This is a genomic window from Rhodococcus sp. P4_B6 (assembly GCF_056402215.1).
Genome location: NZ_JBFUHV010000009.1, coordinates 32,829 through 58,438, shown reverse-complemented (window position 1 = coordinate 58,438; position 25,610 = coordinate 32,829). Strand labels below are relative to the sequence as shown.

Here is a 25,610-nt window from a genome sequence, read left to right as displayed (position 1 = left end):
GTGACCCAGGTCTCTGCCGGCATCCCGAATCTATCCGCCTCCACGACAATTGGGGAGATGGATGGGTTCAACGCGTCCCGATGGCCACTATCATTTTCAGTGATGGTCTAGGCCGAGCCGATTGCCTCGGACCACGACGCTCGGGCGGTGACGAGGTGCTGGTACTTGCTCAGGCCTCGAGGCGAGTTGAACGACACGACACCCGTCACCCGGTCGTCGCGGCCGTACAGTGCGACAAACCTCTCCTCCCCCGGCGCACCGCTCATGAAGCGCACCTGATCCGTGGGGAGAGGGCAGCCCACCATCTGAGTGCGCTTGCGAAACTGGTCGGACCAGAAACTGGGGACAGCAGACAGCGTCGACCGTTTCGTTCCGGCGATGAGATTCTCCGCGACGACCGTCGCCTGCAGCGTGGCGTTGTTCCAGTGCTCGCTGCGCACCTGCGCACCGAAGTAGTCCGAGTACCAACGGGCGGCGTCACCGACAGCGTAGATGCCGGGCACGTTGGTGTGCCCGCCGTCGTCGCAGAGAACCCCGTTGTCGACCTCCACGCCTGAACCGTCGAGCCATTCGGTCACCGGAGCACCGCCGACCCCGACCACGACCAGATCGGCGGGGAGAATTCGTCCGTCGGTGAGCCTGACCCCGTTGACCCGCCCGTCTCCCATGAGTTCCTGGACGCCCACCCCGAGTTCGAGGTCGGTGCCGTGACTCGTGTGCAGATCCGCGAAGTGAGAGCCGACGATTGCCCCGAGGACGGTTCCCAAGGGGGTCGGTTGCGGATCGACCAGGGTCACCGACTGTCCGCGGGTGCGCACGCTCGCCGCCACCTCGGCACCGATGAACCCGGCACCGACGACGACAACGTCTCGGGCACTGTTCAACTCGGTTCTGAGTGCGAGGGCGTCCGGCAGCGTCCGGAGAACGTGGACACCCGCGAGGTGCCCCATGAAGGCGGGGCGCCGAGCCCGCGAGCCGGTGGCCACGACCAGCGCGTCGAATTCGAGAACCGTGCCGTCGTCGAGCGTGACAGTGTGCCGCGACGGGTCGAGCGACAGCGACGTCGCCCGGCGGCCCAGGCGAAGATCGAGGTCGAGTTCGTCGATCTCCTCCTCGGTCAGCAAGTAGAGATCGTCCGGATCACTCGAGCCGGTGAGCAACTTCTTCGAGAGTTCGGTGCGGTCGTAGGGTGATCGCACCTTCTCTTCGCCGATGAGGGTGATGCCGCCGGAGTTTCCCAGGCGCCGCAATTCCTGGATCACGTTCATGCCGGCGAGGGAACCGCCGACCACGACGATCCGCTCGAACCTACTCATCACGGGTTCCCAACGCCTTGGCGGGGCAGGATCGAATCGCCCTGTCGGTCTTCGTATGCAAGGACTCGGGCGGGCTTTCCTGCAGCAGGATCACCTTGTTCTCGTCTTCGTCCAGATCGAAGACCTCGGGGGCTTCGAGCATGCAGCTACCGTAACCACGGCACCTGCCGGCATCTGCGGTGACATGCATGACTACACCTCACTGTTGGTGTCGTCCGCGACTGCTCGCGGTTGAAAATTGTTTGGTGACAACATTGTTCGTTCTTTCTCGAGTGGTGCGCCCGGCACGGCACAGCGGCCGGTCAGCCGACGAGGTATCCGCCGTCGATCGGCAGGACGACACCGGTGATGTAGCCGGCTGCGGCGGAGGCGAGGAACGACACTCCGGCCGCTACCTCCTGTGCATCTCCGGGTCGGTTCATCGGGATGTTCCCCCCGACGGGTGAGGGGTCGTCGGGGACGGATCCCCCGGCTCGCCGCAGTGCTGCCGCGCTGGTGGTGAACAGGTCGGTGGGAATCCACCCGGGGGCGACGGCATTGACACGCACCCCGCGACCGGCGTACTCCGCAGCGATTTTCAGGGTCAGACCGACGACCGCGTATTTCGAGGCGATGTAGGCGGACCCGCCGCCGCGGGGCACGAGCCCGGCCGACGAGGCGATGTTGACGATCGCGCCGCGGCCGCGTTCGACCATGAGCGTTCCGACCTCCCGCATCACATTCGCGGTACCCAGGACGTTGACGCGCAGGACCCGTTCCCAGGTGGCGGAGGTGAGCTCGTCGAAATCCAGGTTCTGGTCGAAGATGCCGGCGGCATTGACCAGGACGTCGATCTCTCCCAGGTCGGACGTGATCTCGCCGACCACCGTGCGGACACGCTCCTCGTCGGTGATATCCGCCGCGTAGGCGGTGCTGCGCCCGCCCGTCCCGGAGACGATCTCGGCCGTACGCTTGGCGCCCACGTCGTTGGCGTCGATCACCGCGACCGCGTATCCGTCGTCAGCCAGACGGGTGGCGACAGCGCGTCCGATTCCGCTGCCGCCACCGGTCACGACCGCCACTCGCTCGGCCCAATTCGCCACGGTGCTCACGCCCCCGCGGGCTTCTTGGTGCGCAGCAGGTCCACCGTCGTCCCGATTCCGTTCTGCACGGCCCTGTCGTAGATCACCTTGGCCGCGACCAGGTCCTGCAAGGCGGTGCCGACCGACTTGAACACGGTGATCGCGTCTGCGTCGTGGGCGGGCACTCTGCCGATGGCGAGGTCCGCGAGTGTCACGATCTTGCCGTCGAGGAGCCCCTTCTCGTCGGCCGCGAGCAGATCCCCGGACTCCATACGGGCCTGTTCGGGAGCGTCGCTGACCACGAGTGCGGCCCGGTCGACGACGTCGGTGTCGATCTCCCGCAACGAGGGCATGGTGGAACCGATCGACAGCACCGTGGTCCCGGGCGCGAGCCACTTGCCCTCGAGGGCGATACGTCCTGTTCCGGCACCGGTGTTGGTGGCGACCACGACGACCGGTGCGGCGGCGGCCTCGGCCGGATCGGATACCGGGACGACCTCCACGTCGAGGCGTGCGGCCATCCGCTCGACGAATGCATTCCGCCGCTGCGGGTTCGGGCTGAAGACCCGTACCCGTTTCACCTCGAGGGCGGCGAACACGCCCTCGAGGTTCGTCTCGGCCTCCAACCCGGATCCGATGACCCCGATCTCGACGGCGGTCCGCGGCGCGAGAAGACCGGCGGCCACGCCCGTGGTCGCGCCGGTCCGGGCAGCGGTGAGGTATGCCCCGTCCAGTTGAGCGAGCAACTCACCGGTCAGCTCGTCGAACAGGCCGATCAGGTACTGGACCCCACCTTCGGAGACCTGGTTGAAAACCTTGAATCCCATCAAGCCGGTGCCGGCCGATACGCCCGGCATCAGCCGGAAGAATCCGGGCGTCGACTCCAGGTTGATGCGATCCGGCAGTTGCGCACCGCCGCGGGCCTGCGTGCGGTAGCCCTCGCGGATGGCGCTGACGAGGTCGGACATCTGCGTGAGGCTTCGCACATGCTCGTCGGTCAGTAGCAGCATTGGTCGTTACTCTCTTCCGATTTCGGTGGTCGGGGGATCCTCGGGGCCGAACGGCTGGTCGAGGTAGGCGGAGATCGTTTCTTCGTTCTGCCAGCTCAGCCCTTCGAGCGCGAGGGCATCGAGGCGGATGTGGTGGTCGAGTCGGAGCGAGGTGATCTCGAGCCGTTGCCCGTTGCGGGTCAGGATCTTCCGCACCCGTACGGCGGTGAACTCGTTGACGACGGTGAACTCGGCATCGACGGTTCCGTCGCCACCGTGCGGGGCGAGCGAGTCGTCCGTCGGGCGTGTCCGGGGAGTTGACATCAGATCACCATTCGCAGGTGCGGCAGTCTGACGACGCTCTCGTCGAGATGGACCGTCCGTTCCACGAGACCCCAGCCGTCGCCGCGACGACGCAGGATGTCATGCCGTCCGGCCGCGGTCATCACCACCGGATCCGATTGGTGGACAACGGCCACCAGCACGTTCGACGTGACGGACACCTCGTCGGCGCGCCCGGTGTCGGCGACGGACAGGACCGAGACGAATCGCCGCACCCGCTGGAGTGGGACCTCCCCCCAGGAGAAGTCGATGTGGTCGGGTTCGAGGCGCCTCGCCCAGAGATTGGCCAGGGAGTCGCGGGATTCGTCGAGCAGGTACGCACCCGCCACGAAGGGTGACTGCGACGGGTCGTCGCGTGTCACGGTGACGGGGATCCGGTAGACGAACTCGGGTTCGAGCAGCGGAATCCACCGCGCGTAGTCGTGCGCGTCGAGCAACGCCGTCTCACGGCCGTAGAACCTGCTCACATTGGCGAACGTCGCATCGTCCGCGGCGACATCGATCCGTTCCGCGCTCAGCATTGGTCGGCCGTCCCGGTCGTGCGTGTGCAGATGCTGTCGTCGTCGAGCAGTTCGGACCACCTGCGGAACATCTCCCGCTGGTTGACCTCCGAGTGATCGACGTCGTAGACGGCGCCGGGCCAGCCGACATCGTCGGCCGGTTTGATACCGACACCGCCGGCGTAGACGAAATCGGTGGACTGCGACACCCGACCGCGGCTCATGTCGGCGACGCTCGTCCAGTTCTGGAAGTCGTCGGTGTCGAAGATCCCGGCGAGACCGACCATGCGGAGGTTCGCGCGCTGCGAGTGCGCGCGTTGCTCCTCGTCGTACCACCGCGGCACCAACGCGAACATGATCAGTTCGCAGTGCATCTCGTCGACCGGTTGCCACTGCCGGAGTTGGACGTACGACACGGCCGGGGTGTCGTCCCCGGAATAGAGGGCCGCGGCATCGATGAAGGACAAGTTGGGAAAGACATTTCCGTGTAGGACAGAGATTCTCGACATCAGGTCCGCCTGTCTCGGGTCGAGACCACTCGCGATGTCGGCCCAACGCTCCTCCGGGTATCCGAGAAACACCGGTTCATCGGTTTCCAGGCCGTAGTGCTGGACCCGGAGGGTATGCCCGTTGCCGGCGACGATGCATCGCCCACGCATCGCATCCATCGAGACGTCGTCCAGCTGCGGAAAGGCCTCGGTGTTCAGATACGTGCCCAGGTCTATCGGACTCTTGTGCGTCGTTCCCAGGTGATAACCGTCGCCGGCGAAGTTCTCCGCGCCCAGCTTCCAGTTGGTTCGCACCAGGGCGCGCGCCGGCGGACCGACGACCTGCAGGTCACCGGCCTTGTCGAGCACGGCTTCGAGATACCAGGCCATGTCGCCGAGTTCGTCGAGCAGCGAAGGAGCCTCGGGGTCCCAGCTCGCAAAGATCAGCCCGTGGAAGACGTCGACGTTCGGCGGCCCGACGAGGTTGTACTTGCTCTTGTCGAAGTCCGCGTCGAAGACCTGCTTGCGCTCGGGCACTCCCCGCAACGTGCCCTTGTTGGAGAAGGTCCAGCCGTGGTAGCTGCACCGAAAGTGCGATGAGTTGCCCATGTCGGCACGACACAATTGATTGCCTCGATGCGTGCACGAATTCAGGAGGATGCGGACGTCGCCGGTCTCGTCCCGGACGACGATGACGTCCTCGCCTCCCAGCTTCCTGGTGACGTAATCGCCCGGCGACGGAATTTCGCTCTCGTGGGCGGCGAACAGCCAGCACCGGCCGAAGACTCGTTCCATCTCGGAATCGAATTCGTCTCGGCCCCAGTAGGAACGGCGGCTCACGCGAGTGACGTCCGCGGTAACACGTGTCATCTGGATGACCCCTATCAGGAGTGGATTGATACACCAGGCCGTATGTCCAAATAATGGATACAGGGTCCGTCTGGTGGATGTGATGACGGTAACAACGTTTTGCCGCAGATGTCAAAGGGTCGACCGAGCTGCGCGGCCTCACCCCATCCACCTCACTCGCGGCCAGTCGAGAACGTCGACCGGAGAAATCGTTGACGGCGGACGACAGCCGGTGTTAGCGTCCACACATCCACATACCGGTCTGCATATCCATTATTTGGATATCGGTAAGAGGGTTGATCACCTACCTGCGCGCCGACATCACAGTCCGGCCGGGTACGGGCCGGCCGAAACCGCCCCTGCCTGCGCACCGCAAGAATCCGACGAACGGAGTTCCATTCATGAGCTATTCCCGGTCCGACGCCCGCTCCTGGGCCCAGGCGAACATGAAGGGCATCTGCGGATGCCTCCTGCCCACCTTCACCAGCGATCTGAAGGGAATCAACGAGCGCGCAATCCGGCACGACATCGCCCGAGAGAAGGAGCTGGGGATCTCGGGTGCACTACTCGTCGCCGAATGTGGAACCACTTTCGACGAGCTACTTCAGGTCACCGAAATCGCTGTCGACGAAGCCGCCGGCGGGCTCCAGACCGTGGTGCACGCTGTCCTGCCGACACTCGAAGACAACATCGCACTCGTGCGCGAGTCCGAGCGTCTGGGCGCGGACGTCGTCCTGGTCTCCTACCCGCTCACCTACTACCCGAAGTCCGAAGAGGAAGTCTTCGAGTACACCCGCGCGATCGCCGAGAGCACCAATCTGGGCATCATCGTGTTCGCGATGCACCTGTGGAACTTCCGCCGATTCCACCCGAGCCACTTCTCGCCGGACCTCATCGGCCGGATGATCAACGAGATTCCGAACGTCGTGGCCGTCAAGACGGAGGTCGGCGGTCCCGGCGTCGGCGGCATCGCGCAGATCTTCGAGCGCTACCGAAATGACGTGATCGTCATGGACCCGATCGAGTCGAACTCGCCCGCCTGGCACGCCGCGTACGGCATGCAGTGGATGGGCACGTCGAACTACGAGGCCTACGGCCCGTGGGTCGCCCGCTACTTCGACCTGATGCGCGACGGCAAGTTCGAGGACGCCATGGAGATCTACTGGAAACTCCACCCGATCCGGGAATCCGACGCGGTGGTGGTCGGGCAGGCACTCGCAGGGACCGCGATGGTGCCGCGGTACCTGTGGAAGTACCAGGGGTGGCTCAACGGATTCAACGGTGGTCCGCTGCGAGCCCCTCAGGCGCGCATCAACGACGGGCAGATGAAGCAGTTGCGGGCCGGGGCGGTCGCGGCCGGCCTCGACGTCACCACCTCGCTCGACGAGGAATTCCTGGTGGGCCGCAACCCGGCCTGATTCTCGTCGATCCATCCCACGACAGCCACCGGACTCTGGCCGGACCCAGAAAAGAAGGAAATTTCATGTCGCTCAACTCCGCCACCCTGCCCCGGGAGTTGGTCATCGGCGCACACCCGATCGAACGCACCCGGGAGTCGATCGACGTCCTGAATCCGTCCACCGGTGCGCTGATCGCCACGGTTCCCGACGGCACCGTCGAGGACGGACTGGACGCGGTCGGCGCCGCAGCGGCTGCGCTGCCCGCCTGGCGCGCCACCAGTCCGCGCGAACGCGCGGAAATACTCCGCCGGTGCTGGGAACTGATGACCGACCGCGCCGAGCGCATCGCCGAACTGATCTCCACCGAAAACGGGAAGACGCTCGCCGATTCGCGGGCCGAAACCGCATACGCGGCCGAATTCTTCCGGTGGTACTCGGAGGAAGCGGTCCGCGCGGTGGGACAACTCAGCACCTCTCCGAACGGTGCCAACCGCATATTGGTCGAGTACGAGCCGATCGGCGTCGCCGTGCTCGTCACCCCATGGAACTTTCCGGCCGCGATGGCGACACGCAAGATCGCGCCCGCCCTCGCTGCCGGTTGCACCGTAGTACTCAAACCCGCGACCGAGACTCCTCTCACCAGCCTGCTCATCGCCCAGATCTGCCGTGAGGCAGGCGTTCCGGACGGCGTGATCAATGTGGTGACCACCTCACGCGCGGGTCAGGTCGTCTCCGCCATGCTCCACGACTCACGCGTACGGGCGTTGTCGTTCACCGGCTCCACCGAAGTCGGGCGCACGCTGCTGCGCGAATCGTCGGATTCGATTCTCAAGACGGCCATGGAACTCGGGGGCAACGCGCCGTTCCTCATTCTCGAGGATGCCGACATCGACGAGGCCGTCACCGGCCTCATGATCGCCAAAATGCGGAACGGCGGCCAGGCGTGCACCGCGGCCAACCGCATCTACGTTCACAGGTCGATCATCAACGACGTGGCCGGGCTCCTCGGACAACGGATGGGCACACTGCGCGTCGGCGCCGGCACCAATGAGCGTTCGGAGTGCGGACCACTGATCAACGACAAGGCAGTCGACAAGGTGGAGCAGCTCGTCGACGCCGCCGTCGCCGACGGTGCGTCGGTGCTGACCGGCGGCCAGCGGCCGATCTCGAGGGGCTCCTTCTACTCTCCCACCGTCCTGGTGGGTGTCGACCCGCAATCTGCGATCGTGCGCGAGGAGATCTTCGGACCGGTCGCATCGTTGATCGCGTTCGACACCGACGACGAGGCTGTCGCCGCGGCCAACAGCACCGACCTCGGGCTCGCGGCCTATGTCTACAGCGGCAATCTGCAGCGCGCTCTGTCCGTGGCGAGCCGGTTGGAGGCCGGCATGGTCGCCGTCAATCGGGGTTTGGTGTCCGACCCCGCAGCACCGTTCGGCGGCGTCAAGCAGAGCGGACTCGGCCGCGAGGGCGCGCATGAGGGTCTGCTCGAGTTCATGGAAGCGAAGTACATCGCCACCAACTGGTGACGACGCCGCTCATTTCCCAGTTCAGCTCCAGGAGAAGACATGTCCTTTCCCTCAGTCCATCCCATCACCCACGTCCGCTCGGTCACCATCGCCGTCGAAGAACTCGCCACCGCAACCAACTTCTACCGCGACCTGTGGCAACTCGACCTCGTCACGAAAGATGACGGCAAGGCCTACTTCGGAACCGGATGCGCCGACAACTACGCCATCAAGCTCCGCGAAAACGATGTCGCCGGAATCGAACTGACCACGTTCGATGTGACCGACCGCGCCGGCGTCGACTTCCTCGCCAAGCGGGTCGCCGACAGCGGAGCCCGGATCATCCGCGAACCCGGTGATCGCAGCGACTTCGGCGGCGGCTACTCATGCATCTTCTTCGACTGCGACGGGCGCGCCATCGAACTCGCCGCCGAGATCGACCAGCGAATCTTCCGCGAAGTCGAAGCCGGAGAGTCCCGTCCGAAGTTCATCAGCCACGTCGTATTCAACACCGCCAACCTGCAGAAGACGATCAGATGGTACGGCGAGGTCCTCGGCTTCAAGATCTCGGACTGGCTCCAGGACTTCTTCTGCTTCATGCGCACCGGGCGCTGGCACCACATCATCGCCTTCGCCCAGTCGAAGAACACCAGCCTGAACCACGTCTCGTTCGAACTGTACGGAATCGACGAGTTCATGCGCGGCACCGGCCGCATGATGCGGGCCGGACACCAGCCCCTGTGGGGCCCCGGCCGCCACGGCGCCGGTGACAACACGTACTCGTATTTCCAGGAGCCGTCGAGTGGCTTCGTCATGGAGTACACGACTGCCCTTCAAGTCATCGACGAAGAGCACGGCTGGACTCCGAAGGTGTGGGGCACCAGCCTCGAGGAGCAGGATCAGTGGGGTACTGCCAACGTCTTCGACGAGGTGATCCTCGCAAAGATGGCGCCATCGGACGATCCCGTGCTGTGGACGCCGCCGCAACTGTAGTTCGCCCCGGCCCGCATCACGTGGCGGTGACGACAGCGTTCAGGAACCCGCGCGGAACAGCCGGCCATTCCGCCCGCCATCGGCCGGCTAGTTGCTCCTCCCGAAGTCCGGAGGCAACCGCGACAACCGACGGTCCGGCATCACACACGAGTCGAATGAGATTCAACTCGGCGCATGTCGCAGCAAGGGGGACGAGCTCTTCCATGGCTTCGGCCTTTCTGCCCGATGCAGACAGGCAGGCGGTCAGCAGAAGTCTCGCGTGCAACAACGCCCGCGGTCGATTCTGAGCCGCAACTGCGTGCACCAGGTCGTGAGCCCTGGTGCACGCAGAGCCGGCCTGACCCGGCGACCGTTCGGCGAGTAGTCGCCGGATGGCGCCGGACTCCCTCAGCTGCACCGTGATTGTTTCGATACCGTTGGCAGGCGCCTGATCCATCGCCCCCGGCGAGGGTGGCGCGCCCGTCTCCAGGCCTCGTCGTGGTTGTCGTACGCCGGATGGCACGACGAGCCCGAACCGGATCCTCTCGTCGTCGATCCGCGCCGCCAATCGCGGCAGTGCCATTACCTGCGCAATCCTGTCGCCCTCGTTCAACAGTGTTGTCGCAGATTCCCTGTCACCCGCCAGGACTTTGACGCGCGCCCCGGTCGCATAGATCGCGATCATGAAGTCGACCAAACCGATCTCCGAACCGAGCGCCCGGCTCTCGTCGAGAAGCCGTTCGGCTTCGTCGAGGTTGTTCTGCTCGTACATCATGTCGCCGAGGAGGGCACTGGCCATGCGTGCAGCGTGGGAGTGGATCCCCATCGATTCACGCGCAACCTGCACAGCCTTTCGATAGGTTTCCTCGGCAGCCACGACATCCAACTGCTCATTGGCGGCCAAGCCCGCGTAGCAGTATCCGTACACCGCACTGAACGGGCCGCTGGATTGTTCGTGATACCTGGCGGCCCAATCCTGGATATTTCGAGCCGCATCGAATTCGAACCGGCACATCCCCGCGAAAGAGGCCAGATTCGCCGCCACCGATACGCACCACGGACTCATTGTGTCCGGCTCGGCCAGACAACCCGCCACGAGTTCGTCCACCCTGTCGACGCGATCGGCGGTGACGTCGAGGAGCGCACGGACGAGATCGGATTCCAGCTCCGGGTCGTCGTCAGGCATGGGAATCGATTTCTGTGCGCGTAAGTACTCGGCACGATTCAACGCCGACTCCGCATCCTCGGAGTGGTGCAGGGAAACGTTGGCCCAAGCGAGGGCAATCTGCAATCGCGGGCGTTCCAGGACCGCGGTCGGCGGAAGCTTCGCGACCAGGCCGAGGAGCGTGGCCAGCTGTCCGTGCGAGACCAGGGACATTCCATGGGTCTCCACGAGTTCGACCGCTTCGTCGACCTGGGCGGCGGCAAGGGCGTGATCGACCGCCTCGCTGAGCAATTCGTGGCCGGCGAACCAGCGGAAGGCGATCGTGTGAAGACCTTTCACCCGATCGGGTCGGTCCCGTTCGAGCCGGGCACGGAGAAACTCCGCGAAGACACTACTGAATCGGTACCAGTCCCCCTCGTCGTCGACCCGGTACAGGAACAGGTCCCTGCTCTCGACCTCCTCCAACATCGCGCGACCATCGTCGCTGTGGACGAGCGACGACGCGAGATCCCCGCACATTCGTTCGGGCAGACAGATCGACAGTAGGAAGTTCACGGTCTTCGGCTCGAGCGAATCCAGGACATTCGCCACGAGATATTCCCCGAGCGCGCGGTGCCGCCCCGACAGCTTCTCGATGAATGTCGCTGGGTCGCCACGGCCGCGTAACGAGAGCGACACCAGTTGAAGCGCGGCCACCCATCCATCGGTCGATCCCACAATCGAGGCGACCTGTGCGTTCCCGAGCGCCAGCCCTCTCGACTCCACGAGAAACTCGGTCGACTCCCTGATATCGAATCTCAAGTCATGGAAGTCGATTTCGACCAACTCGTCGCGAACTCGGGCCCGACTCATCGGGAGCCCGGACTTGTTCCTGCTCGTCACGATGAGCTGCAGATGGTGGCAGCCGTTGTCGATCAGGTATTCCACTGCGGCAACGGAGGCGGTGTCCGTCACTCGATGCCAGTCATCGATCACGATTGCCAGACGCTCGCCCCCCTCGTGTATCTCGTCGATCAACGACGCGAGGACGAACCGTTCGACATCGTCACCGTGTTCTTCCAGCACTCGCACCAACTCTTCGGCGACGTTCGACCGGACCTGCCTGATCGCCTCGATCAGGTGGGCGAGGAACCAGTCCACGTTGTTGTCGTCGTGGTCGATCGCGAGCCACGCGACCGCGATTCCTTCCGCAATCAACTGGTTTCGCCATTGGGCGGCCAACGTGGTCTTGCCGAATCCTGCGGGACCGTGGATCACCGTCAGTCGTCGCCCCTGGCCCGCGCGAAGAATCCCGACCAACCGGCTGCGGTCGACCAACGGGTGGACGGCGGTCGGCGGCCGGTACTTGGTACGCGGCGTGGGCGGAGTCGACCGTGGCGGGCGCTCTGCTCTGCTCCCCTGCTCACCCGGCAGAGCCATGTCGTCGATGGTGAGCGAGTGCCTGCTCTGGACGAGGCGGAGCTCGTTGCCGAATTCGACAGCGGTTCCGGGGCGGTCGGCCGGATCCTGCTCCATCGCGTGCTCGATCGCAGCGCAGAGATCATCCGGAATGTCGTCGTATCGCAGGTCCGGGACCGGTTGGCGCACAATGCGAAGGAATTGGGCAACCACACTTTCGCCGGATCGGCGTTCGAATGCGGCGTGGCCGGTGAGGAGGCAGAACAGTGTCGCTCCGAGCGAGTAGACGTCCGATGCAGCGGTGGGCGCCTGCCCCTGGAGCAACTCGGGAGCAGTGAACGCAGGTGAGGCGGTGATGATGCTTTCGGACGTCTCGAACCCACCCTCGATCCGCGCGATCCCGAAATCGGTCAGCGCCGGCTCGTCGTAATCGGTGAGCAGGATGTTGGACGGTTTGATGTCACGGTGGAGAATGCCGAACCGGTGGGCAACTTCGAGAGCACCCGCCAGTCTGACTGCGATGCTGACCGCTGCTCGCCAGTCGAGGGGCCCCTCACCTCGAATCCGCGCATCGAGCGAACCTCTCGCGTGGTACGGCATCACGAGGTAGGGATGCCCGGATTTTGTGACCCCGCTGTGGAGGATGGCGACGATGTTCGGATGCCCGGACAACGCCCCCATGGCCTGCTGCTCGCGAAGGAAGCGCTCGCGGTTGTCGCGATCGACGTCCGACTGCAGGACCTTGATCGCGACGACGCGGTTCAGGTTGCGCTGGTCGAGCCGGTACACCGTGCCGAACCCGCCTCGCCCCACTACCCGGGCATTGTCGAACCCCTCGGCCTCCAGTTCGGCCGCGATATCCACGGCAGCATCCCGCTGAGTCGCTAGCGGATCGAACTCGACCATCGCCGGCCTCGACTTCCGGATCGGCTGATCACACCGTAGCGTCAGCATAGTGCCTGGTGAGCGGCGAAACTACTCGCACAGTCTCGACTCGGCACATCCCGGTGAGCGAGTACGGTTACTCGAAGATCCCGTGAGAGGAAAGCGACAGTTGTCATGTCCGCCGCACAACGCAAGTTGGGAAATGTGCCGTGTGAGCTGACCAGCTTCGTCGGTCGGCGCCGTGAAGCGGCGGAGACGAAACGGTTGCTGTCCGTGTCGAGACTGGTGACGCTGACCGGTATCGGCGGTGTAGGCAAGACTCGACTCGCGCTCCGGGTCGCCGACGACGCTCGCCGCGCGTTCGCCAACGGAGTGTGGCTTGTGGGGTTCGGTGAACTGCAGGCTCCGGAACTGGTCGAAGAAGCCGTTGCGAGCGCGCTCGGCGTGCGGGAACAGTCGGCATCGGGAACTTCGTCGATCCTGCAGAGGCATCTTCACGATCAGCAGTTACTGCTGGTGCTGGACAACTGCGAGCACCTGGTGGATGCCGTCGCGGCGCTGGCCGAGTCACTCCTGAAGACGTGCCCGAAGCTCCGGATCCTCGCGACCAGCCGCGAGCCACTCGGCATCGACGGCGAGGCCACCCTCCGGGTCCCGCCGCTGCCGTTTCCGGATTCGAGTCGACCGTCCCCTCCCGCGGGGCTCGCCCGTTACGACTCCGTTGCCCTCTTCGCTGAACGCGCTTCCAGGGCTTTACCCGGCTTCGCCATCACCGACGACAACGGCTCGACGATTGCCAGAATCTGTGAGCGTCTGGACGGACTGCCGCTGCCGATCGAGTTGGCGACAGCTCGGCTGCGGGCGATGACTGCGCAACAGATCCTCGACCGGCTCACCGACCGGTACACGTTGCTCACCTCGAGCACCCGAGGCGCTCCCTCTCGCCAGCAAACGCTACGTCTGTGCGTCGATTGGAGTTATGACCTGTGCACCCCGGACGAACGGGCACTGTGGGGTCGGCTGGCGGTCTTCGCCGGTGGGTTCGAGCTGGATTCGGCTGAAGGAATCTGCGCGGGCGATCTCGCCCCGGACGACGTGCTCGACGTGGTCGCGTCGCTGGTCGACAAATCGATCCTGATACGGGAAGAGGCCGGTGATGTCGTCCGCTTTCGATTACTCGACACACTTCGCGACTACGGCCTGGAAAGACTGCGCGAATCAGGTGAATACGACAGCGTGAGACGAAAGCACCGCGACTGGTTCGAGCGTCTGGCGTCGGACGCTCGATCCGGATGGATCGGCCCGAGACAGCTGGAGTGGGTTGCCCGGCTGAATCGTGAACAACCGAATCTTCGTGAGGCACTCGAATTCTCCGTGCGGCAGCCCACCGAGAACGAGTCCGCCCTTCGTATCGCCAACGCCCTGTATCTGTTCTGGCGCTCGTTCGGTCTGCTGAACGAAGGTAGGCACTGGTTCGATCGTGCGCTGACTCCGGCGCCTACGGCAGACACCGCCGAGAGGATCACCGCCTTGCACGCCGCCGGTATGCTGGCCGGGGCTCAGGGGGATCTCGAGGTTGCTCGTGCGTTCGTGGAGGAGGGACGAGTCCTCGCCGACCGGTCCGGGGACACGTCGATGCGGGCGCTCGTCACGTCTGCCGAGGGATTCATATCCCTGTTCCGTGGTGACGACCTCGCGTACGCGCTCGCGTGCTTCGAGAGCGCTCGGGAAGTCTTCCACACGGAAGGCGATTCACTCCAAGAAATTTGGGCACTCCTCGGACTCGGCCTGGCGAGCGCGCACCTCGGAGACGTGACCCGAGCTGTCGATTACCAGCGGAAGATTCAGGAGATCACCGAAGCACACGGCGAGTCGGTGTACCGCGGGTGGTCGCTGTGGACCGCGGCGCTGGCAATGTGGCAACGCGGCGAGCACGAACGGGCCAACGATTTCCTGCAGGACGGATTGCGCCAGACACGTCGGGCGGACGACCGCATCAACTCCGCGTGGTGCATGCAGATCCTGGCCTGGATCGCCGCCGACGATCACTCACCGGAACGCGCCGCGACCCTCATGGGTGCCGCCGAAGCGCTGTGGCAGGGTGTGGGCAGCCCGGCAGAGGTCTTTCCGCAGCTCGCAGGCCACCAGGACGAGCGCGAACGTCGAACCCGCCGTGATCTGGGCGGAAAGGCATTCGACACCGCCTTCCGGCATGGATCGAGCCTCAGCTTCGGGGACGCCGTCGCGTTCGCCTTGAACGAGCGGCCACGACCGATCGCGCAGTCACACAGCGACAATCCTTCCCTGAGCCGACGCGAGCGGCAGGTCGCCGAACTCGTCGCAGAGGGACTCACCAACAAGGCGATCGCGACCACTCTGGTCATCTCGCAACGCACCGCGCAGGGCCACGTCGAGCACATACTCGTCAAGCTCGGGTTCAGCTCTCGCGCCCAGATCGCCGCCTGGGTGGTCGAGCAGGGTCAGAGCGACCAGATCTGATCAGACCTTGCCGATCGTGTCGAGCACCCAGGCGAATTCGAACGCTACTTCCTTCCACTTCTCGTAACGTCCGCTGACGCCGCCGTGCCCGGCGCTCATCTCCGTCTTGAGTAGCAGCGGCGAGTCGCCCGTCTTGGTGGCGCGCAGTTTGGCGACCCACTTCGCCGGTTCGACGTAGAGCACCCTGGTGTCGTTGATGCTGGTGATCGCGAGGATCGCCGGGTAGTCCTTGGCCTCGACGTTCTCGTACGGACTGTACGAGCGCATGTATTCGTAGACCTCGGCATTCTCCAGCGGGTTGCCCCACTCGTCCCATTCGATGACGGTCAGCGGCAGCGAGGGGTCGAGGATCGACGTCAGCGGGTCCACGAAGGGGACGTTGGCGAGGATGCCGGCGAACAGTTCGGGAGCCAGGTTGGCCACCGCACCCATCAGCAGGCCGCCCGCGCTGCCGCCGTCGGCGACCAACTGCTGCGGCGTGGTGCGTCCGGTGTCGATCAAATGCCGTGCGCTCGCGACGAAATCGGTGAAGGTGTTCTTCTTCGTGAGCGTCTTGCCGGTCTCGTACCAGTGCCTGCCCATCTCGCCGCCGCCGCGCACGTGCGCGACCACGAACACCACGCCGCGATCGAGCAGCGACAGCCGGGCGACCGAGAACGCGGGATCCATGCTGGCCTCGTACGAGCCGTACCCGTAGAGGAGCGTGGGGGCGGGGTCGTCGGTGCCGTTCGTCTTCCGCCGGACGATCGAGAGCGGGATGCGCGTCCCGTCCTCGGCGACGGCCCAGTCGCGTTGCTGCTCGTAGTTGCCGGCGTCGAAATCGCCGAGCACGGGTTGCGACTTGCGCAGGGCGAGTTCACCCGTCGACAGCACGTAGTCGTAGACCTGACCGGGCGTGATGAACGACGTGAACGCCATCCGCAATGTCGGCTGCCGCCATTCCGGGTTGGCCCCGAGCCCGACGCTGAAGAGTTCCTCGTCGAATGYGATTTCGGTGAACTCGCCGTAGCCGCCCTCGCCGAGCGGCCAGATGGCCAGCCGGGTCAACGCTTCCCTGCGGTACCCGAGCACCAGGTGATCGGCGAACGCGTCGACCTCCTCCAACCGCACGTCGGAGCGGTGCGGAATGAGGATGGTCAGCGACGTCGGGTCGGACACCGGCGCCTCGGCGAGCACGAAGTTCTCGGCCTTCTCACCGTCGACGACGTCGTTGTGCATGATCAGGAAGCGGTCTTCGCCGGCGACGACGGCGTGTTCGACGCCGTACTCGACGCCCTCGCGCCGCGGCAGCACCACCCGGAACTCGCCCTCCGGATTCTCCGATTCGAGCACCCAGCCTTCGCTGGTGATCTTCGACCCCACCCAGATCACGAGGTACTTCTCGCTGCGGGTGGACCCGACCGACACCCAGAACCGTTCGTCCGGCTCGTGGAACACGGTGACGTCCTGCGCGCGGTCGGTGCCGAGCTTGTGCCGCCACACGGTATCGGGGCGCCAGGAGTCGTCGACGGTGAGATAGAAGACGTGACTGTGGTCGATCGCCCAGGTGACGCCGGGCGCGGTGTCGGGGATCTCGTCGGGCAGCAGTTCCCCGGTCTCGAGGTTCTTGAAGCGCAGCGTGTAGCGCTCGTCGCCGACCACGTCGACCGAGTACGCGAGGAGCGTGCCGTCGTGGCTGAGGGAGAAGGCGCCGACGGAGAAGAAGTCGTGGCCCTCGGCCTCGGCGTTGCCGTCGAGCAGAACCTGCTCACCGGGCAGTTCGACGCCCGGGGCCAGTTCCGGCGGGGTCCAGTCGTCGGCGCCCGCGATCGGGGCCCGGCACTGGACGCCGTACTGCTTGCCCTCGATGGTGCGGGCGTAGTACCACCAGTCGCCCATCCGGGTGGGAACCGACATGTCGGTTTCCTGCGTGCGGGACTTGATCTCCTGGAAGATCTGGTCCCGCAACGGCGCGAGATGCGCGGTCTGCTGCTCGGTGTACGCGTTCTCGGACTCGAGGTACGCGACGACCTCGGCGTCTTCCTTGGCCCGCAGCCACTCGTACTCGTCGACGAATGTGTGACCGTGGTGGACGCGTTCGGTGGCGACCTTCTTCGCGACCGGCGGGGTGAGTTTCGCGCCTTCGGAGGTCATGTCTCAGCCCACCCAGTCCGCGAACGACAGACCCGAGATCCGCTCGTACGCCTCGATGTACCGCTCACGGGTCGCCTCCACGATCTCCGCGGGCAGCGGCGGCGGCGGAGTGTCTGATGCCCGGTCCCAGCCCGATTCGGGTCCGGTGAGCCAGTTGCGGACGAACTGCTTGTCGAAGCTCGGCTGCACCTTCCCGGCCTCGTAGCCGTCGGCCGGCCAGTACCGGGACGAGTCGGGGGTGAGGACCTCGTCTGCGAGAATCAGGTTGCCCTTCGGGTCCAGTCCGAATTCGAGTTTGGTGTCGGCGAGGATGATGCCCCGGTCGGCGGCGAAGTTGGACGCCCGGCCGTAGACGTCGAGGGTGTCGTCGCGCAGCTTCACGGCCAGATCCTGACCCACCTTGTCGACCACGGCCTCGAAGCTGATGTTCTCGTCGTGCTCGCCCAGCTCGGCCTTGCTGGCGGGCGTGAAGATCGGGTCGGGAAGCTGACTCGCCTCCACCAGCCCCTCGGGCAGTGCGACTCCGCACACCGCGCCGGTCTCGTTGTAGTCGATCAGCCCGGATCCGGTGAGGTACCCGCGGGCGACGCACTCGACGGGAACCATCTTCAGCTTCCGGACCACCAGCGCGCGGCCGAGGACCTCTTCGGGGATCCGGCTGTCGTCGGGTTCACCGGCCAGGTGGTTGTTGCCGCCGAGGACGCCGAAGAAGAAGACGCTCATCGCGGTGAGCACCCGCCCCTTGTCCGGGATCGGGGTGCTGAGGACGTGGTCGTAGGCGGAGATCCGGTCGCTCGCGACCAACAGGAGGTGCTCGTCGTCGATCGTGTAGAGGTCGCGGACCTTGCCACCGGCCAGATGGGCGTATGAATCGAGTGAGGGGCGCACGGTGATCCAGCCTATCGGTCGGGCACCGACCGCCGGCCGCTGACCTTCGAGCTGGGGAGACGCCCCGCGGTCGACTTCCCCGTCATCTCGTCGTCCTCGACGAGCACGTCGAACTTCAGGTGCAGTCGCAGCGGCTTGGTGATGGACTGCGTCCAGGTGAGCCGGTTCCCGTCGAGGACGGGATCGGTGAGCGGCACCTCTTCGGCGTCGCCGCGGGCGATCCCGCGGAGTTCGCCGTCCTCGGTGAAGAAGGTCAGCTCGACCCGTTGCTTCCCGATGGGGGTGGCGATCACGACGTTCCAGGTGCCTTCGACAGACATGGCTGTGCTCCTCAGATGGTGGTGGGTTCGAACCCGCGGGGCCGCCAGACGGTGCCGCGGCGTTCGTGGGCGAACATCTGCTCGACGGCGTGCGCGATGCGCGGTCCCAGCTCCCGCTCGAGCAGATACAGGCCGAGGTCGAGCCCGGAGGTGACGCCGGCCGCGGTGACGAGGTCGCCGTCGTCGACGACCCGGGCGTCGACGACGACCACCCCGGTGGCGTCGAGCAGATCCATCCCCAGATGATGGGTGACGGCGTGGCGGCCCTCGATCAAGCCGGCCATCGCGAGCACCAGCGATCCGCCGCAGACGGTGGCGACGATCAGTTCCGGGTCGGTGCAGGCCTCCCGCAGCACGTCGGGGAGCCGTGTCTCGAGGGTCCGCCCGAGAATTTTCGGGATGGTGTCGTCGCCCTCGGTGCGCTCCTCCACGCGCCCCGACGCGCCCGGCACGAGGATCACATCGGCCCGGGACGTGTCGAGCACCTCGGTGGCGCGCAGGCTCAGCGACCCCGTTCCGCTGGGAACGTCGCGTGCACCCTCGACCGACGCCAATGCGACGGTCACCGCGCCTGCGGCGAACAGCCCACCCGCGTGGAGCACCTCGAAGGGAGCGATGACGTCGAGCGGGTCGAAGCCGTCGAACAGCGCGATCTGGACATGCATCGGTGGGACCTTTCATGGCGTGCCCCCGGCCGAATGCCGGGGCCGTGATGACGCTAGCCAGCCGGCCGATCCCGGAGAACTGGCATTTCTGCCATGATGCAACGGATTTTCGCCAGCCGACATCTCGCGATTACGACGGGCCGTGCCCTGAATTTCCCACGCTTCACATGCGGTTGGCGAGAACTCGTCGACTGCGTAGGTTGTAGCCATGCACACCGTGGCGGTTCTGGCGCTCGACGGGGTGATCGCGTTCGACCTCGCCACCCCGGTCGAGGTGTTCGGCCGCACCCGGTTGCCGGACGGACGCGCCGCCTACCGGGTGAAGGTGTGCGCACCGGACGGGGATGTGGACGCCGGCGCGTTCACGCTCCGCGCGCCCTGGGATCTGCGCGCCCTGGACACGGCAGACACGATCATCCTGCCGGGACTGGCCGACCCGACCGCCCCACTTCCGTCCGGCGTGCTCGAGGCGCTGCGCCGGGCCGCCGGCAGCGGCACCCGGATCGCGTCGATCTGCGTGGGAGCGTTCACCCTGGCGGCGACCGGACTGCTCGACGGCCGCCGGGCGACGACGCACTGGGCGGCGGCCGACCTCCTCGCCGCGCGCCACCCCCTCGTCGACGTGGACCCGGCCGTGCTCTACGTCGACAACGGCCAGTTCCTGACGTCGGCCGGTGCGGCGGCGGGCCTCGACCTGTGCCTGCACATGATCCGCTCCGATCACGGATCCGCCGTCGCCGCCGACGCCGCCCGGCTGTCGGTGATGCCGCTGGAACGCGAAGGCGGGCAGGCGCAGTTCATCGTCCACGACCGTCCCCCGTCCGCGGAACTGTCCAGCCTGGACCCGCTGCTCCGGTGGATGCACGAGAACAGCCGCGAAGACCTGACGCTCGACGAACTTGCCCGGCGGGCCGGGATGAGCGCCCGCACCCTGAACCGGAGGTTCCGCGAGCAGACCGGCACCACACCGTTGCAGTGGCTCCACCGCATCCGGATCCATCAGGCGCAGTATCTGCTCGAGACCACCTCGCACTCCGTCGACCGCATCGCCGTGCAGGTGGGGTTCGGTTCGCCGACCGCGTTCCGCGAGCGGTTCAAGCGCGTCGTCGGGACGAGCCCCCACTCCTACCGCGCGGCGTTCCGCGGATCCTCCGCCACCGCGTAGCCGCCCCGCGGGCACGGCCGTGGAACACATCGCCGCCCGGTGTCGTTACCGTTGTTCAGGAACTCTTGTGAGCGCGGTAACGGGAAAGGTGGCTAATGGCGACGGACACGGCCCAGGTGGACGTCGGATTCCGTTCGGAACGCGGACCGATTCTCGTGTCGCTGATGCTCACGACGTCACTGGTCGCGCTCGACGCGACCATCATCTCGACCGCGGTGTTCACCATCGTCGGGGATCTCGGCGGGTTCACGCAGTTCCCGTGGCTGTTCTCGATCTACCTGCTCACCCAGGCCGTGTCGGTGCCGATCTACGGCAAACTGGCGGACATCTTCGGCCGGAAACCGGTGATGCTCCTCGGCATTGCCCTGTTCGGCGTCGGCTCGGTGCTGTGCGGGATCGCGTGGAGCATGCCCGCGCTCATCGCGTTCCGCGCGGTGCAGGGACTCGGCGCCGGAGCGGTTCAGCCGATGAGCATGACCATCGCCGGAGACATCTACACCCTCGCCGAACGCGCCAAGGCCCAGGGCTACCTCGCCAGCGTGTGGGGCATGTCGGCGGTGGTCGGCCCGACCCTCGGCGGCCTGTTCTCCGAGTACCTGTCGTGGCGGTGGATCTTCTTCGTCAACATTCCCCTGTGTCTGCTCGCGGCCGTGATGCTGATCCGCAACTTCGACGAGAAGCGGGTGCGCACCCAGCGGTCCGTCGACTACGCAGGCGCCGGCATCCTGGCCGTCGGGGCGACGCTGCTCATCCTGGGACTCCTGGAAGGCGGCCAGGCCTGGGCGTGGAGTTCACCGGTCAGCCTCGGAATCTTCGCCGCGGGATTCGTGTTCCTCATCGCGTTCGTCCTCGTGGAACGACGCGCCGCCGAACCGGTCCTGCCGCTGTGGGTGTTCACCCGCAGGGTTCTCGCGGCCAGCAATCTCGTCTCCCTGCTGGTCGGGGCCATCGTCCTCGGCCTGACCACCTACGTCCCCACGTTCACCCAGGGCGTGCTCGGGACGGGCGCACTCGTGGCCGGGTTCGCGCTGGCCACCCTGACCATCGGCTGGCCGATCGCCGCATCGCAGTCCGGTCGGGTGTACCTGCGCTTCGGCTTCCGTGTCACGGCCACCGCGGGCAGCCTGCTGGTCGTCGCGGGCACCGCACTCACCCTGGCCCTGTCCATCGAGTCGGCGGTGTGGCAGGTGGCGATCTGCTGCTTCGTCATCGGCGGCGGCATGGGTCTCGTCGCGAGCCCCACCCTCATCGCCGCGCAGTCGAGCGTCGACTGGTCGGAGCGCGGCGTCGTCACGTCGACCAACATGTTCGCCCGGTCCATCGGCAGCGCCGTGGGGGTCGCCCTGTTCGGCGCCCTCGTCAATGCGCGGCTGGGCGGCGACGACCACCCGGCGCCGGTCGATCTGGCCGGCGCCCTGCACCTGGTGTTCCTGGCCGCTCTCGGCGCGGCCGTCGTGCTCGTCGTCGCCGCGGCGGCGATGCCGAAATCCGCCGCCGCACCGGAGGTCGAGCCGAACGCAGCGACGTCCGACCGTCCGCACTGAAGGAGACACCGTGCCCGACCCGTGCGTCGACGTGCTCATCGCGTCGTATCTCGAGCAGGACCTGGTCGACAGGATCGCAGGCAGCGACCCGCGGATCCGGGTGTCGTACGCCCCCGAACTGCTCCCCCGGCCCCGGTGGCACAGCGATCACGTCGGGGTGCCGCGCGAACTGACGGCCGGCGAGCACGACCGGTGGACGTCGATGCTGCGGACCGCCGACATCATGTTCGATTTCGACTGGCGCCACCCCGAACGCACGCTCGAACAGTCGCCGAATCTGCACTGGATTCAGGCGACGTCCGCGGGCGCCGGACAGCTCATCGAGAAATTCGGGCTGTCGCACGCCCCACTGACGGTGACGACCGCCGCGGGCGTCCACGCCGATCCCCTGGCGGAGTTCGCGCTCGCCGGCATTCTGCATTTCGCGCGCGGACTCCCCCGGCTCATCGCCGACCGGCGCGACCGGACGTGGCGCAAACAGGCGACGACAGAACTCGCGGGACGTCACGCGCTGATCGTGGGCGCAGGCAAGATCGGCTCGCGCACAGCGGAACTGCTCCGCTGCTTCGCCGTCACCGCCACCGGCGTCGCCCGCACGCCGCGACCCGCCGGCGGACCCTTCGACGTCATGACCACCACCGACCGGATCGCCGAGCATCTGCCCACCGCAGACATTCTCGTGATCTCCTGTGCCCTCACCGAGCACACGCGCGGCCTGATCGGACAGCTGGAACTCGCCGCCCTCCCCGAGGGCGCACTGGTCGTCAACCTCGGCCGGGGGCCGATCATCGACGAAGACGCCCTCGCGGAAGCACTGTCGGCAGGGCGCCTCGGCGGGGCGGTCCTGGACGTCACGTCCACCGAACCGCTGCGGGAGGACTCGCCGCTGTGGACGGCCGACAACGTCATCCTCAGCCCGCACAGCGCATCCAACGTGCCGTCGGAGAACGGGAAGATCGCCGATCTGTTCGTCGAGAATCTCGGACGCTACCTGTCGGGTGACGCCGCCCTGATCAACGAGTTCGACTTCGACGCGGGTTACTGACGGCCGCCGCCGACCGGTACCGGGTCACGCAGAATTCGAGCCCCCGAATGCCAGTCGGCGGAGCCGTACCCAGTCCACCGGCCGGGTCGGCGGGCGGACACCGGGACGGTTGCGTGGAACCCGTACCCGCAGCGCCCCGGGAGTGACGGTGCACCGTACGGGCGTCGGGATCACGAGGGCTTCGCCGTCGATCCCGGCGGGAATCGAGGGCGCGTCTGCGGTGATGACGACCTCGCGACCGGAATGCTGGATCAGCCCCTCCTGGCGCGCACGACGAAGCAGAGCCACGGCCTGCCGGGTGCTGCTCACCGAGATCGTCACCACGCCGAGGGTGCCGCGGTCGAGTCGCGGGCGGCGTCCGAGACCGGCCAGATCGTAGATCTCGTACGGCCCGTTGCTCACCAGAACGGCCTGGGGTCCCTCGACCTTCCTGTCCCCTAACCGGGCGAGGAGGCGTGCCCCGCGCTGCCCCTCGATCAGATCGGGAAGCATCCGCAGGGTGGTGCCGGTCTTGTCGTCCCGATAGGCGGGGCTCTGTACCACCTCGGCGTAGGCGCCGAACGAGGCATTGTTGACGAAGGTTCGTTCGCCGACCTTGCCGAGGTCGATGCGCAGTTCGATCCCGTCCGTCAGCGCGTCGAGGCAGCGGGACGGATCCTCACGGTCCAATCCGAGATCCAACGCGAAGTGGTTGCGGGTGCCCGCGCTGATCACCAGGAACGGGAGGTCGTGCTCGGCGGCGATGCCGGCGACCAGCGCCTGTGTGCCGTCGCCGCCGGCCACGCCGAGCAGGTCGGCGCCGCGTGCCACCGCGTCCCTGGCCAGTGCTTCGACGTCCACCGTCCCCGGTCCTTCGAGCAGGGCCACCTCGGCGCCGAGTGCCTCGGCTCGTTTCTTCAGATCGAACTTCCCGACCTTCCCGCCACCCGAGTGCGGATTCATCACCAGGAAGGCGCGTTTCGGCGGCACGGCCGGATGCTCGGGCATCACCCAGTCCGAGCGATCCCGGCCGAGGGCGGCGCGGGCGCACACGACGGCGAGCGCGGCGAGCGCCGCGGCGAGCAACACCACCCACAACAGACGGGCGCTGACCAGAAGCCAGAGCACGACGATCGGAGTCAGAATGAGCACGACCAGCGATACCCAGCGGAGCGCGCCGCGGCTCGTGAGGAACCAGAACAGCGCCGCGACCTCCACCACCGCAGCGCCGACGGCCACGATCAGCAGCGTCAGGGTGTGCAATCCGGCGAACACCAGCAGCACTGCAACCGAGGCGAAGATCGCCAGGTAGGCGGCCCGGGCCAGCCAACGCCGGCGCCCGCTCGCAGGATCCGCAGATTCTGCCGAGTCCCTCTCGTGGAGTGCCATCGCCACCACCTCGCCATTTCCGGGCGTCCCCTTTCAGTATCCATCACGAGTGCGCTCCGTCGCGGGCACTTCCCACGCAGAGGGTGTTCGCTCCGCGTACTGTCGCGCCTCGTCCATGAGCGTCCGCGCGGGTGGCGTGAGGTGGCTCTGCCGGCAGACGGCGGCGACGTGGAGGTAGGACTCGGGGACGATGCGGTGCACGGTGGCGCCCGCCTGCCGGGCCGACGGCGCCCAGGACGACGGCATGACGGCCTGGCCGAATCCGCTGAGCACCATCGGCAGGATCGACGTGCGGTGCGCGACCTCGGCGACGATGGTGGCCGCGACGCCGCTGGCGAGCACCTCGTCGACGAGGGTCCGCATCAACGACCCCCGCTGCGACACGATCAACCGGAATCCGGACAGTTCCGATCTCCGAATCTCCGGGCGCTCCGGCGTTTCGGCGCCCGGCCCGGAGATGAGGATCAGCGGCTGGCTTTCCAGCGCGACGACGTCGAGTTCGGGGGCACGCACCGCGGCGGGGGAACCGAGGATCCCGACCTCGCAGACGCCGGTGCGCACGGCGTGCAGAACCTCCTCGGGTGTGAACGCCGCCTGGGCGTTGACGGTGACCGACGGATAGGTGCGGCTGAAACTGGTGAGGATCGTGGTGAGGGGTTCGATCCCGGGTGACGGCATCGTGATCAGGTCGACGCGGCCGGCACGCAGCCCCTTCAGCGCATCGACGGACGCCTTCGCGTCCTCGAGGTCGCGCAGCACCACACGGGCCGGGCCGACGAGTGTTTCGCCGGCGTCGCTGAGTACCAGCCTGCGTCCGACGCGGTGGAAGAGCGGCACCCCCAGTTCCCGTTCGAGCGCGGATATCGACTGCGAGAGCGACGGCTGCGCGATCAGCAGTGTTTCCGCCGCGCGGTTGATGCCACCCTGATCGACCACCGCCAGGAAGTACCGCAACTGCCGCGCGTCCACCGGCTCACCTCGTTTCCGTTCACCTCGCGCCGAACCGCTGTCCGAGCCACTCACTCTACCTGCGGGAACACTCGCCGATTAGGTGAAACCTATAAGGCGAATCACTTCTTGGTCATGGACGCTACGCGAGTGTGACGGGTT

21 protein-coding genes are annotated in these 25,610 nt (G+C 66.4%); 7 read left to right on the top strand and 14 right to left on the bottom strand.

The annotated features are described in order from the left end of the window. Positions 1-107: 107 nt before the first annotated feature. The 7 genes from AC1DWT_RS06350 to AC1DWT_RS06320 form a co-directional block, all read right to left on the bottom strand. Positions 108-1,316 (bottom strand): NAD(P)/FAD-dependent oxidoreductase, encoded by a 1,209-nt coding sequence (locus AC1DWT_RS06350; RefSeq protein ID WP_072942989.1) that lies wholly within the window; start codon positions 1,314-1,316, stop codon positions 108-110. Next, complete coding sequence (locus tag AC1DWT_RS06345; RefSeq protein ID WP_072942987.1) at positions 1,309-1,506, bottom strand: ferredoxin; 198 nt, start codon at positions 1,504-1,506, stop codon at positions 1,309-1,311. Before AC1DWT_RS06345 ends, AC1DWT_RS06350 begins: the two co-directional genes overlap by 8 nt. 112 nt (positions 1,507-1,618) lie before the next feature. Beyond that, positions 1,619-2,407 (bottom strand): SDR family NAD(P)-dependent oxidoreductase, encoded by a 789-nt coding sequence (locus AC1DWT_RS06340; protein WP_095863299.1) that lies wholly within the window; start codon positions 2,405-2,407, stop codon positions 1,619-1,621. Beyond that, complete coding sequence (locus AC1DWT_RS06335) at positions 2,404-3,387, bottom strand: ornithine cyclodeaminase family protein (protein ID WP_072942986.1); 984 nt, start codon at positions 3,385-3,387, stop codon at positions 2,404-2,406. The genes AC1DWT_RS06340 and AC1DWT_RS06335 overlap by 4 nt, the downstream gene beginning before the upstream one ends. A 6-nt stretch (positions 3,388-3,393) precedes the next feature. Beyond that, positions 3,394-3,690 carry a dihydrodiol dehydrogenase gene (locus AC1DWT_RS06330; RefSeq protein WP_241031472.1) on the bottom strand — a complete coding sequence of 99 codons (297 nt, stop codon included), beginning with the start codon at positions 3,688-3,690 and terminating at the stop codon, positions 3,394-3,396. Then, a complete protein-coding gene (locus AC1DWT_RS06325; RefSeq protein WP_072942985.1) occupies positions 3,690-4,229 on the bottom strand; it encodes an aromatic-ring-hydroxylating dioxygenase subunit beta in 540 nt (179 codons plus the stop codon). Before AC1DWT_RS06325 ends, AC1DWT_RS06330 begins: the two co-directional genes overlap by 1 nt. Continuing rightward, the gene (locus AC1DWT_RS06320; protein WP_072942984.1) at positions 4,223-5,491 is read right to left on the bottom strand and encodes an aromatic ring-hydroxylating oxygenase subunit alpha; all 1,269 of its coding nucleotides are present in this window, start codon (positions 5,489-5,491) and stop codon (positions 4,223-4,225) included. Before AC1DWT_RS06320 ends, AC1DWT_RS06325 begins: the two co-directional genes overlap by 7 nt. A gap of 455 nt (positions 5,492-5,946) precedes the next feature. Between AC1DWT_RS06320 and AC1DWT_RS06315 the strand changes: the two genes are divergently transcribed. From AC1DWT_RS06315 to AC1DWT_RS06305, 3 genes are all read left to right on the top strand, one after another. Next, positions 5,947-6,963, top strand: coding sequence for a dihydrodipicolinate synthase family protein (locus AC1DWT_RS06315; protein ID WP_072943161.1), 1,017 nt, complete (start codon positions 5,947-5,949; stop codon positions 6,961-6,963). Between the two features lie 65 nt (positions 6,964-7,028). Continuing rightward, positions 7,029-8,474 (top strand): NAD-dependent succinate-semialdehyde dehydrogenase, encoded by a 1,446-nt coding sequence (locus AC1DWT_RS06310; RefSeq protein ID WP_095863298.1) that lies wholly within the window; start codon positions 7,029-7,031, stop codon positions 8,472-8,474. Between the two features lie 39 nt (positions 8,475-8,513). Then, complete coding sequence (locus tag AC1DWT_RS06305) at positions 8,514-9,446, top strand: VOC family protein (RefSeq protein ID WP_072942982.1); 933 nt, start codon at positions 8,514-8,516, stop codon at positions 9,444-9,446. Positions 9,447-9,462: 16 nt separating this feature from the next. Here the strand turns inward: AC1DWT_RS06305 and AC1DWT_RS06300 are convergent, their stop codons facing one another. Further along, the gene (locus tag AC1DWT_RS06300; protein WP_095863297.1) at positions 9,463-12,894 is read right to left on the bottom strand and encodes a serine/threonine-protein kinase; all 3,432 of its coding nucleotides are present in this window, start codon (positions 12,892-12,894) and stop codon (positions 9,463-9,465) included. A gap of 153 nt (positions 12,895-13,047) precedes the next feature. Between AC1DWT_RS06300 and AC1DWT_RS06295 the strand changes: the two genes are divergently transcribed. After that, positions 13,048-15,372 (top strand): ATP-binding protein, encoded by a 2,325-nt coding sequence (locus tag AC1DWT_RS06295; RefSeq protein ID WP_477920038.1) that lies wholly within the window; start codon positions 13,048-13,050, stop codon positions 15,370-15,372. Here AC1DWT_RS06295 and AC1DWT_RS06290 read toward each other — a convergent pair whose 3' ends face one another. From AC1DWT_RS06290 to AC1DWT_RS06275, 4 genes are read right to left on the bottom strand one after another with little or no spacing between them, the layout of a single operon-like run. Beyond that, positions 15,373-17,505, bottom strand: coding sequence for a S9 family peptidase (locus AC1DWT_RS06290; protein ID WP_477920037.1), 2,133 nt, complete (start codon positions 17,503-17,505; stop codon positions 15,373-15,375). It lies immediately after the preceding gene. 3 nt (positions 17,506-17,508) lie between these two features. Beyond that, positions 17,509-18,393 (bottom strand): phosphoribosylaminoimidazolesuccinocarboxamide synthase, encoded by an 885-nt coding sequence (locus AC1DWT_RS06285; protein ID WP_072942978.1) that lies wholly within the window; start codon positions 18,391-18,393, stop codon positions 17,509-17,511. 11 nt (positions 18,394-18,404) lie between these two features. After that, complete coding sequence (locus tag AC1DWT_RS06280; RefSeq protein WP_095863294.1) at positions 18,405-18,713, bottom strand: hypothetical protein; 309 nt, start codon at positions 18,711-18,713, stop codon at positions 18,405-18,407. Between the two features lie 11 nt (positions 18,714-18,724). Further along, complete coding sequence (locus AC1DWT_RS06275) at positions 18,725-19,378, bottom strand: DJ-1/PfpI family protein (protein ID WP_095863293.1); 654 nt, start codon at positions 19,376-19,378, stop codon at positions 18,725-18,727. 208 nt (positions 19,379-19,586) lie between these two features. On the opposite strand from AC1DWT_RS06275, the gene AC1DWT_RS06270 reads away from it, so the two are divergent. From AC1DWT_RS06270 to AC1DWT_RS06260, 3 genes are all read left to right on the top strand, one after another. After that, positions 19,587-20,543 (top strand): GlxA family transcriptional regulator, encoded by a 957-nt coding sequence (locus AC1DWT_RS06270; RefSeq protein ID WP_072942973.1) that lies wholly within the window; start codon positions 19,587-19,589, stop codon positions 20,541-20,543. A gap of 95 nt (positions 20,544-20,638) precedes the next feature. Then, positions 20,639-22,087, top strand: coding sequence for an MDR family MFS transporter (locus tag AC1DWT_RS06265; protein WP_095863292.1), 1,449 nt, complete (start codon positions 20,639-20,641; stop codon positions 22,085-22,087). 10 nt (positions 22,088-22,097) lie between these two features. Beyond that, positions 22,098-23,132, top strand: a complete 1,035-nt coding sequence (locus AC1DWT_RS06260) for a D-2-hydroxyacid dehydrogenase (protein WP_095863291.1) — start codon at positions 22,098-22,100, stop codon at positions 23,130-23,132. 24 nt (positions 23,133-23,156) lie between these two features. On the opposite strand, the gene AC1DWT_RS06255 is transcribed toward AC1DWT_RS06260, so the two are convergent. Continuing rightward, on the bottom strand, positions 23,157-24,500 hold the full coding sequence (locus tag AC1DWT_RS06255) for a diacylglycerol/lipid kinase family protein (RefSeq protein ID WP_072943159.1): 1,344 nt from the start codon (positions 24,498-24,500) through the stop codon (positions 23,157-23,159). Positions 24,501-24,533: 33 nt separating this feature from the next. Continuing rightward, positions 24,534-25,469 carry a LysR family transcriptional regulator gene (locus AC1DWT_RS06250; RefSeq protein WP_095863290.1) on the bottom strand — a complete coding sequence of 312 codons (936 nt, stop codon included), beginning with the start codon at positions 25,467-25,469 and terminating at the stop codon, positions 24,534-24,536. Between the last annotated feature and the right edge of the window lie 141 nt (positions 25,470-25,610).

Coding starts and splice junctions, on each gene's coding strand:
- AC1DWT_RS06350 (WP_072942989.1), bottom strand. CDS start 1,316: ATGAGTAGGTTCGAGCGGATCGTCGTGGTCGGCGGTTCCCTCGCCGGC.
- AC1DWT_RS06345 (WP_072942987.1), bottom strand. CDS start 1,506: ATGCATGTCACCGCAGATGCCGGCAGGTGCCGTGGTTACGGTAGCTGC.
- AC1DWT_RS06335 (WP_072942986.1), bottom strand. CDS start 3,387: ATGCTGCTACTGACCGACGAGCATGTGCGAAGCCTCACGCAGATGTCC.
- AC1DWT_RS06330 (WP_241031472.1), bottom strand. CDS start 3,690: ATGTCAACTCCCCGGACACGCCCGACGGACGACTCGCTCGCCCCGCAC.
- AC1DWT_RS06325 (WP_072942985.1), bottom strand. CDS start 4,229: ATGCTGAGCGCGGAACGGATCGATGTCGCCGCGGACGATGCGACGTTC.
- AC1DWT_RS06320 (WP_072942984.1), bottom strand. CDS start 5,491: ATGGAACGAGTCTTCGGCCGGTGCTGGCTGTTCGCCGCCCACGAGAGC.
- AC1DWT_RS06315 (WP_072943161.1), top strand. CDS start 5,947: ATGAGCTATTCCCGGTCCGACGCCCGCTCCTGGGCCCAGGCGAACATG.
- AC1DWT_RS06310 (WP_095863298.1), top strand. CDS start 7,029: ATGTCGCTCAACTCCGCCACCCTGCCCCGGGAGTTGGTCATCGGCGCA.
- AC1DWT_RS06305 (WP_072942982.1), top strand. CDS start 8,514: ATGTCCTTTCCCTCAGTCCATCCCATCACCCACGTCCGCTCGGTCACC.
- AC1DWT_RS06300 (WP_095863297.1), bottom strand. CDS start 12,894: ATGGTCGAGTTCGATCCGCTAGCGACTCAGCGGGATGCTGCCGTGGAT.
- AC1DWT_RS06295 (WP_477920038.1), top strand. CDS start 13,048: ATGTCCGCCGCACAACGCAAGTTGGGAAATGTGCCGTGTGAGCTGACC.
- AC1DWT_RS06280 (WP_095863294.1), bottom strand. CDS start 18,713: ATGTCTGTCGAAGGCACCTGGAACGTCGTGATCGCCACCCCCATCGGG.
- AC1DWT_RS06275 (WP_095863293.1), bottom strand. CDS start 19,378: ATGCATGTCCAGATCGCGCTGTTCGACGGCTTCGACCCGCTCGACGTC.
- AC1DWT_RS06270 (WP_072942973.1), top strand. CDS start 19,587: ATGCACACCGTGGCGGTTCTGGCGCTCGACGGGGTGATCGCGTTCGAC.
- AC1DWT_RS06265 (WP_095863292.1), top strand. CDS start 20,639: ATGGCGACGGACACGGCCCAGGTGGACGTCGGATTCCGTTCGGAACGC.
- AC1DWT_RS06255 (WP_072943159.1), bottom strand. CDS start 24,500: ATGGCACTCCACGAGAGGGACTCGGCAGAATCTGCGGATCCTGCGAGC.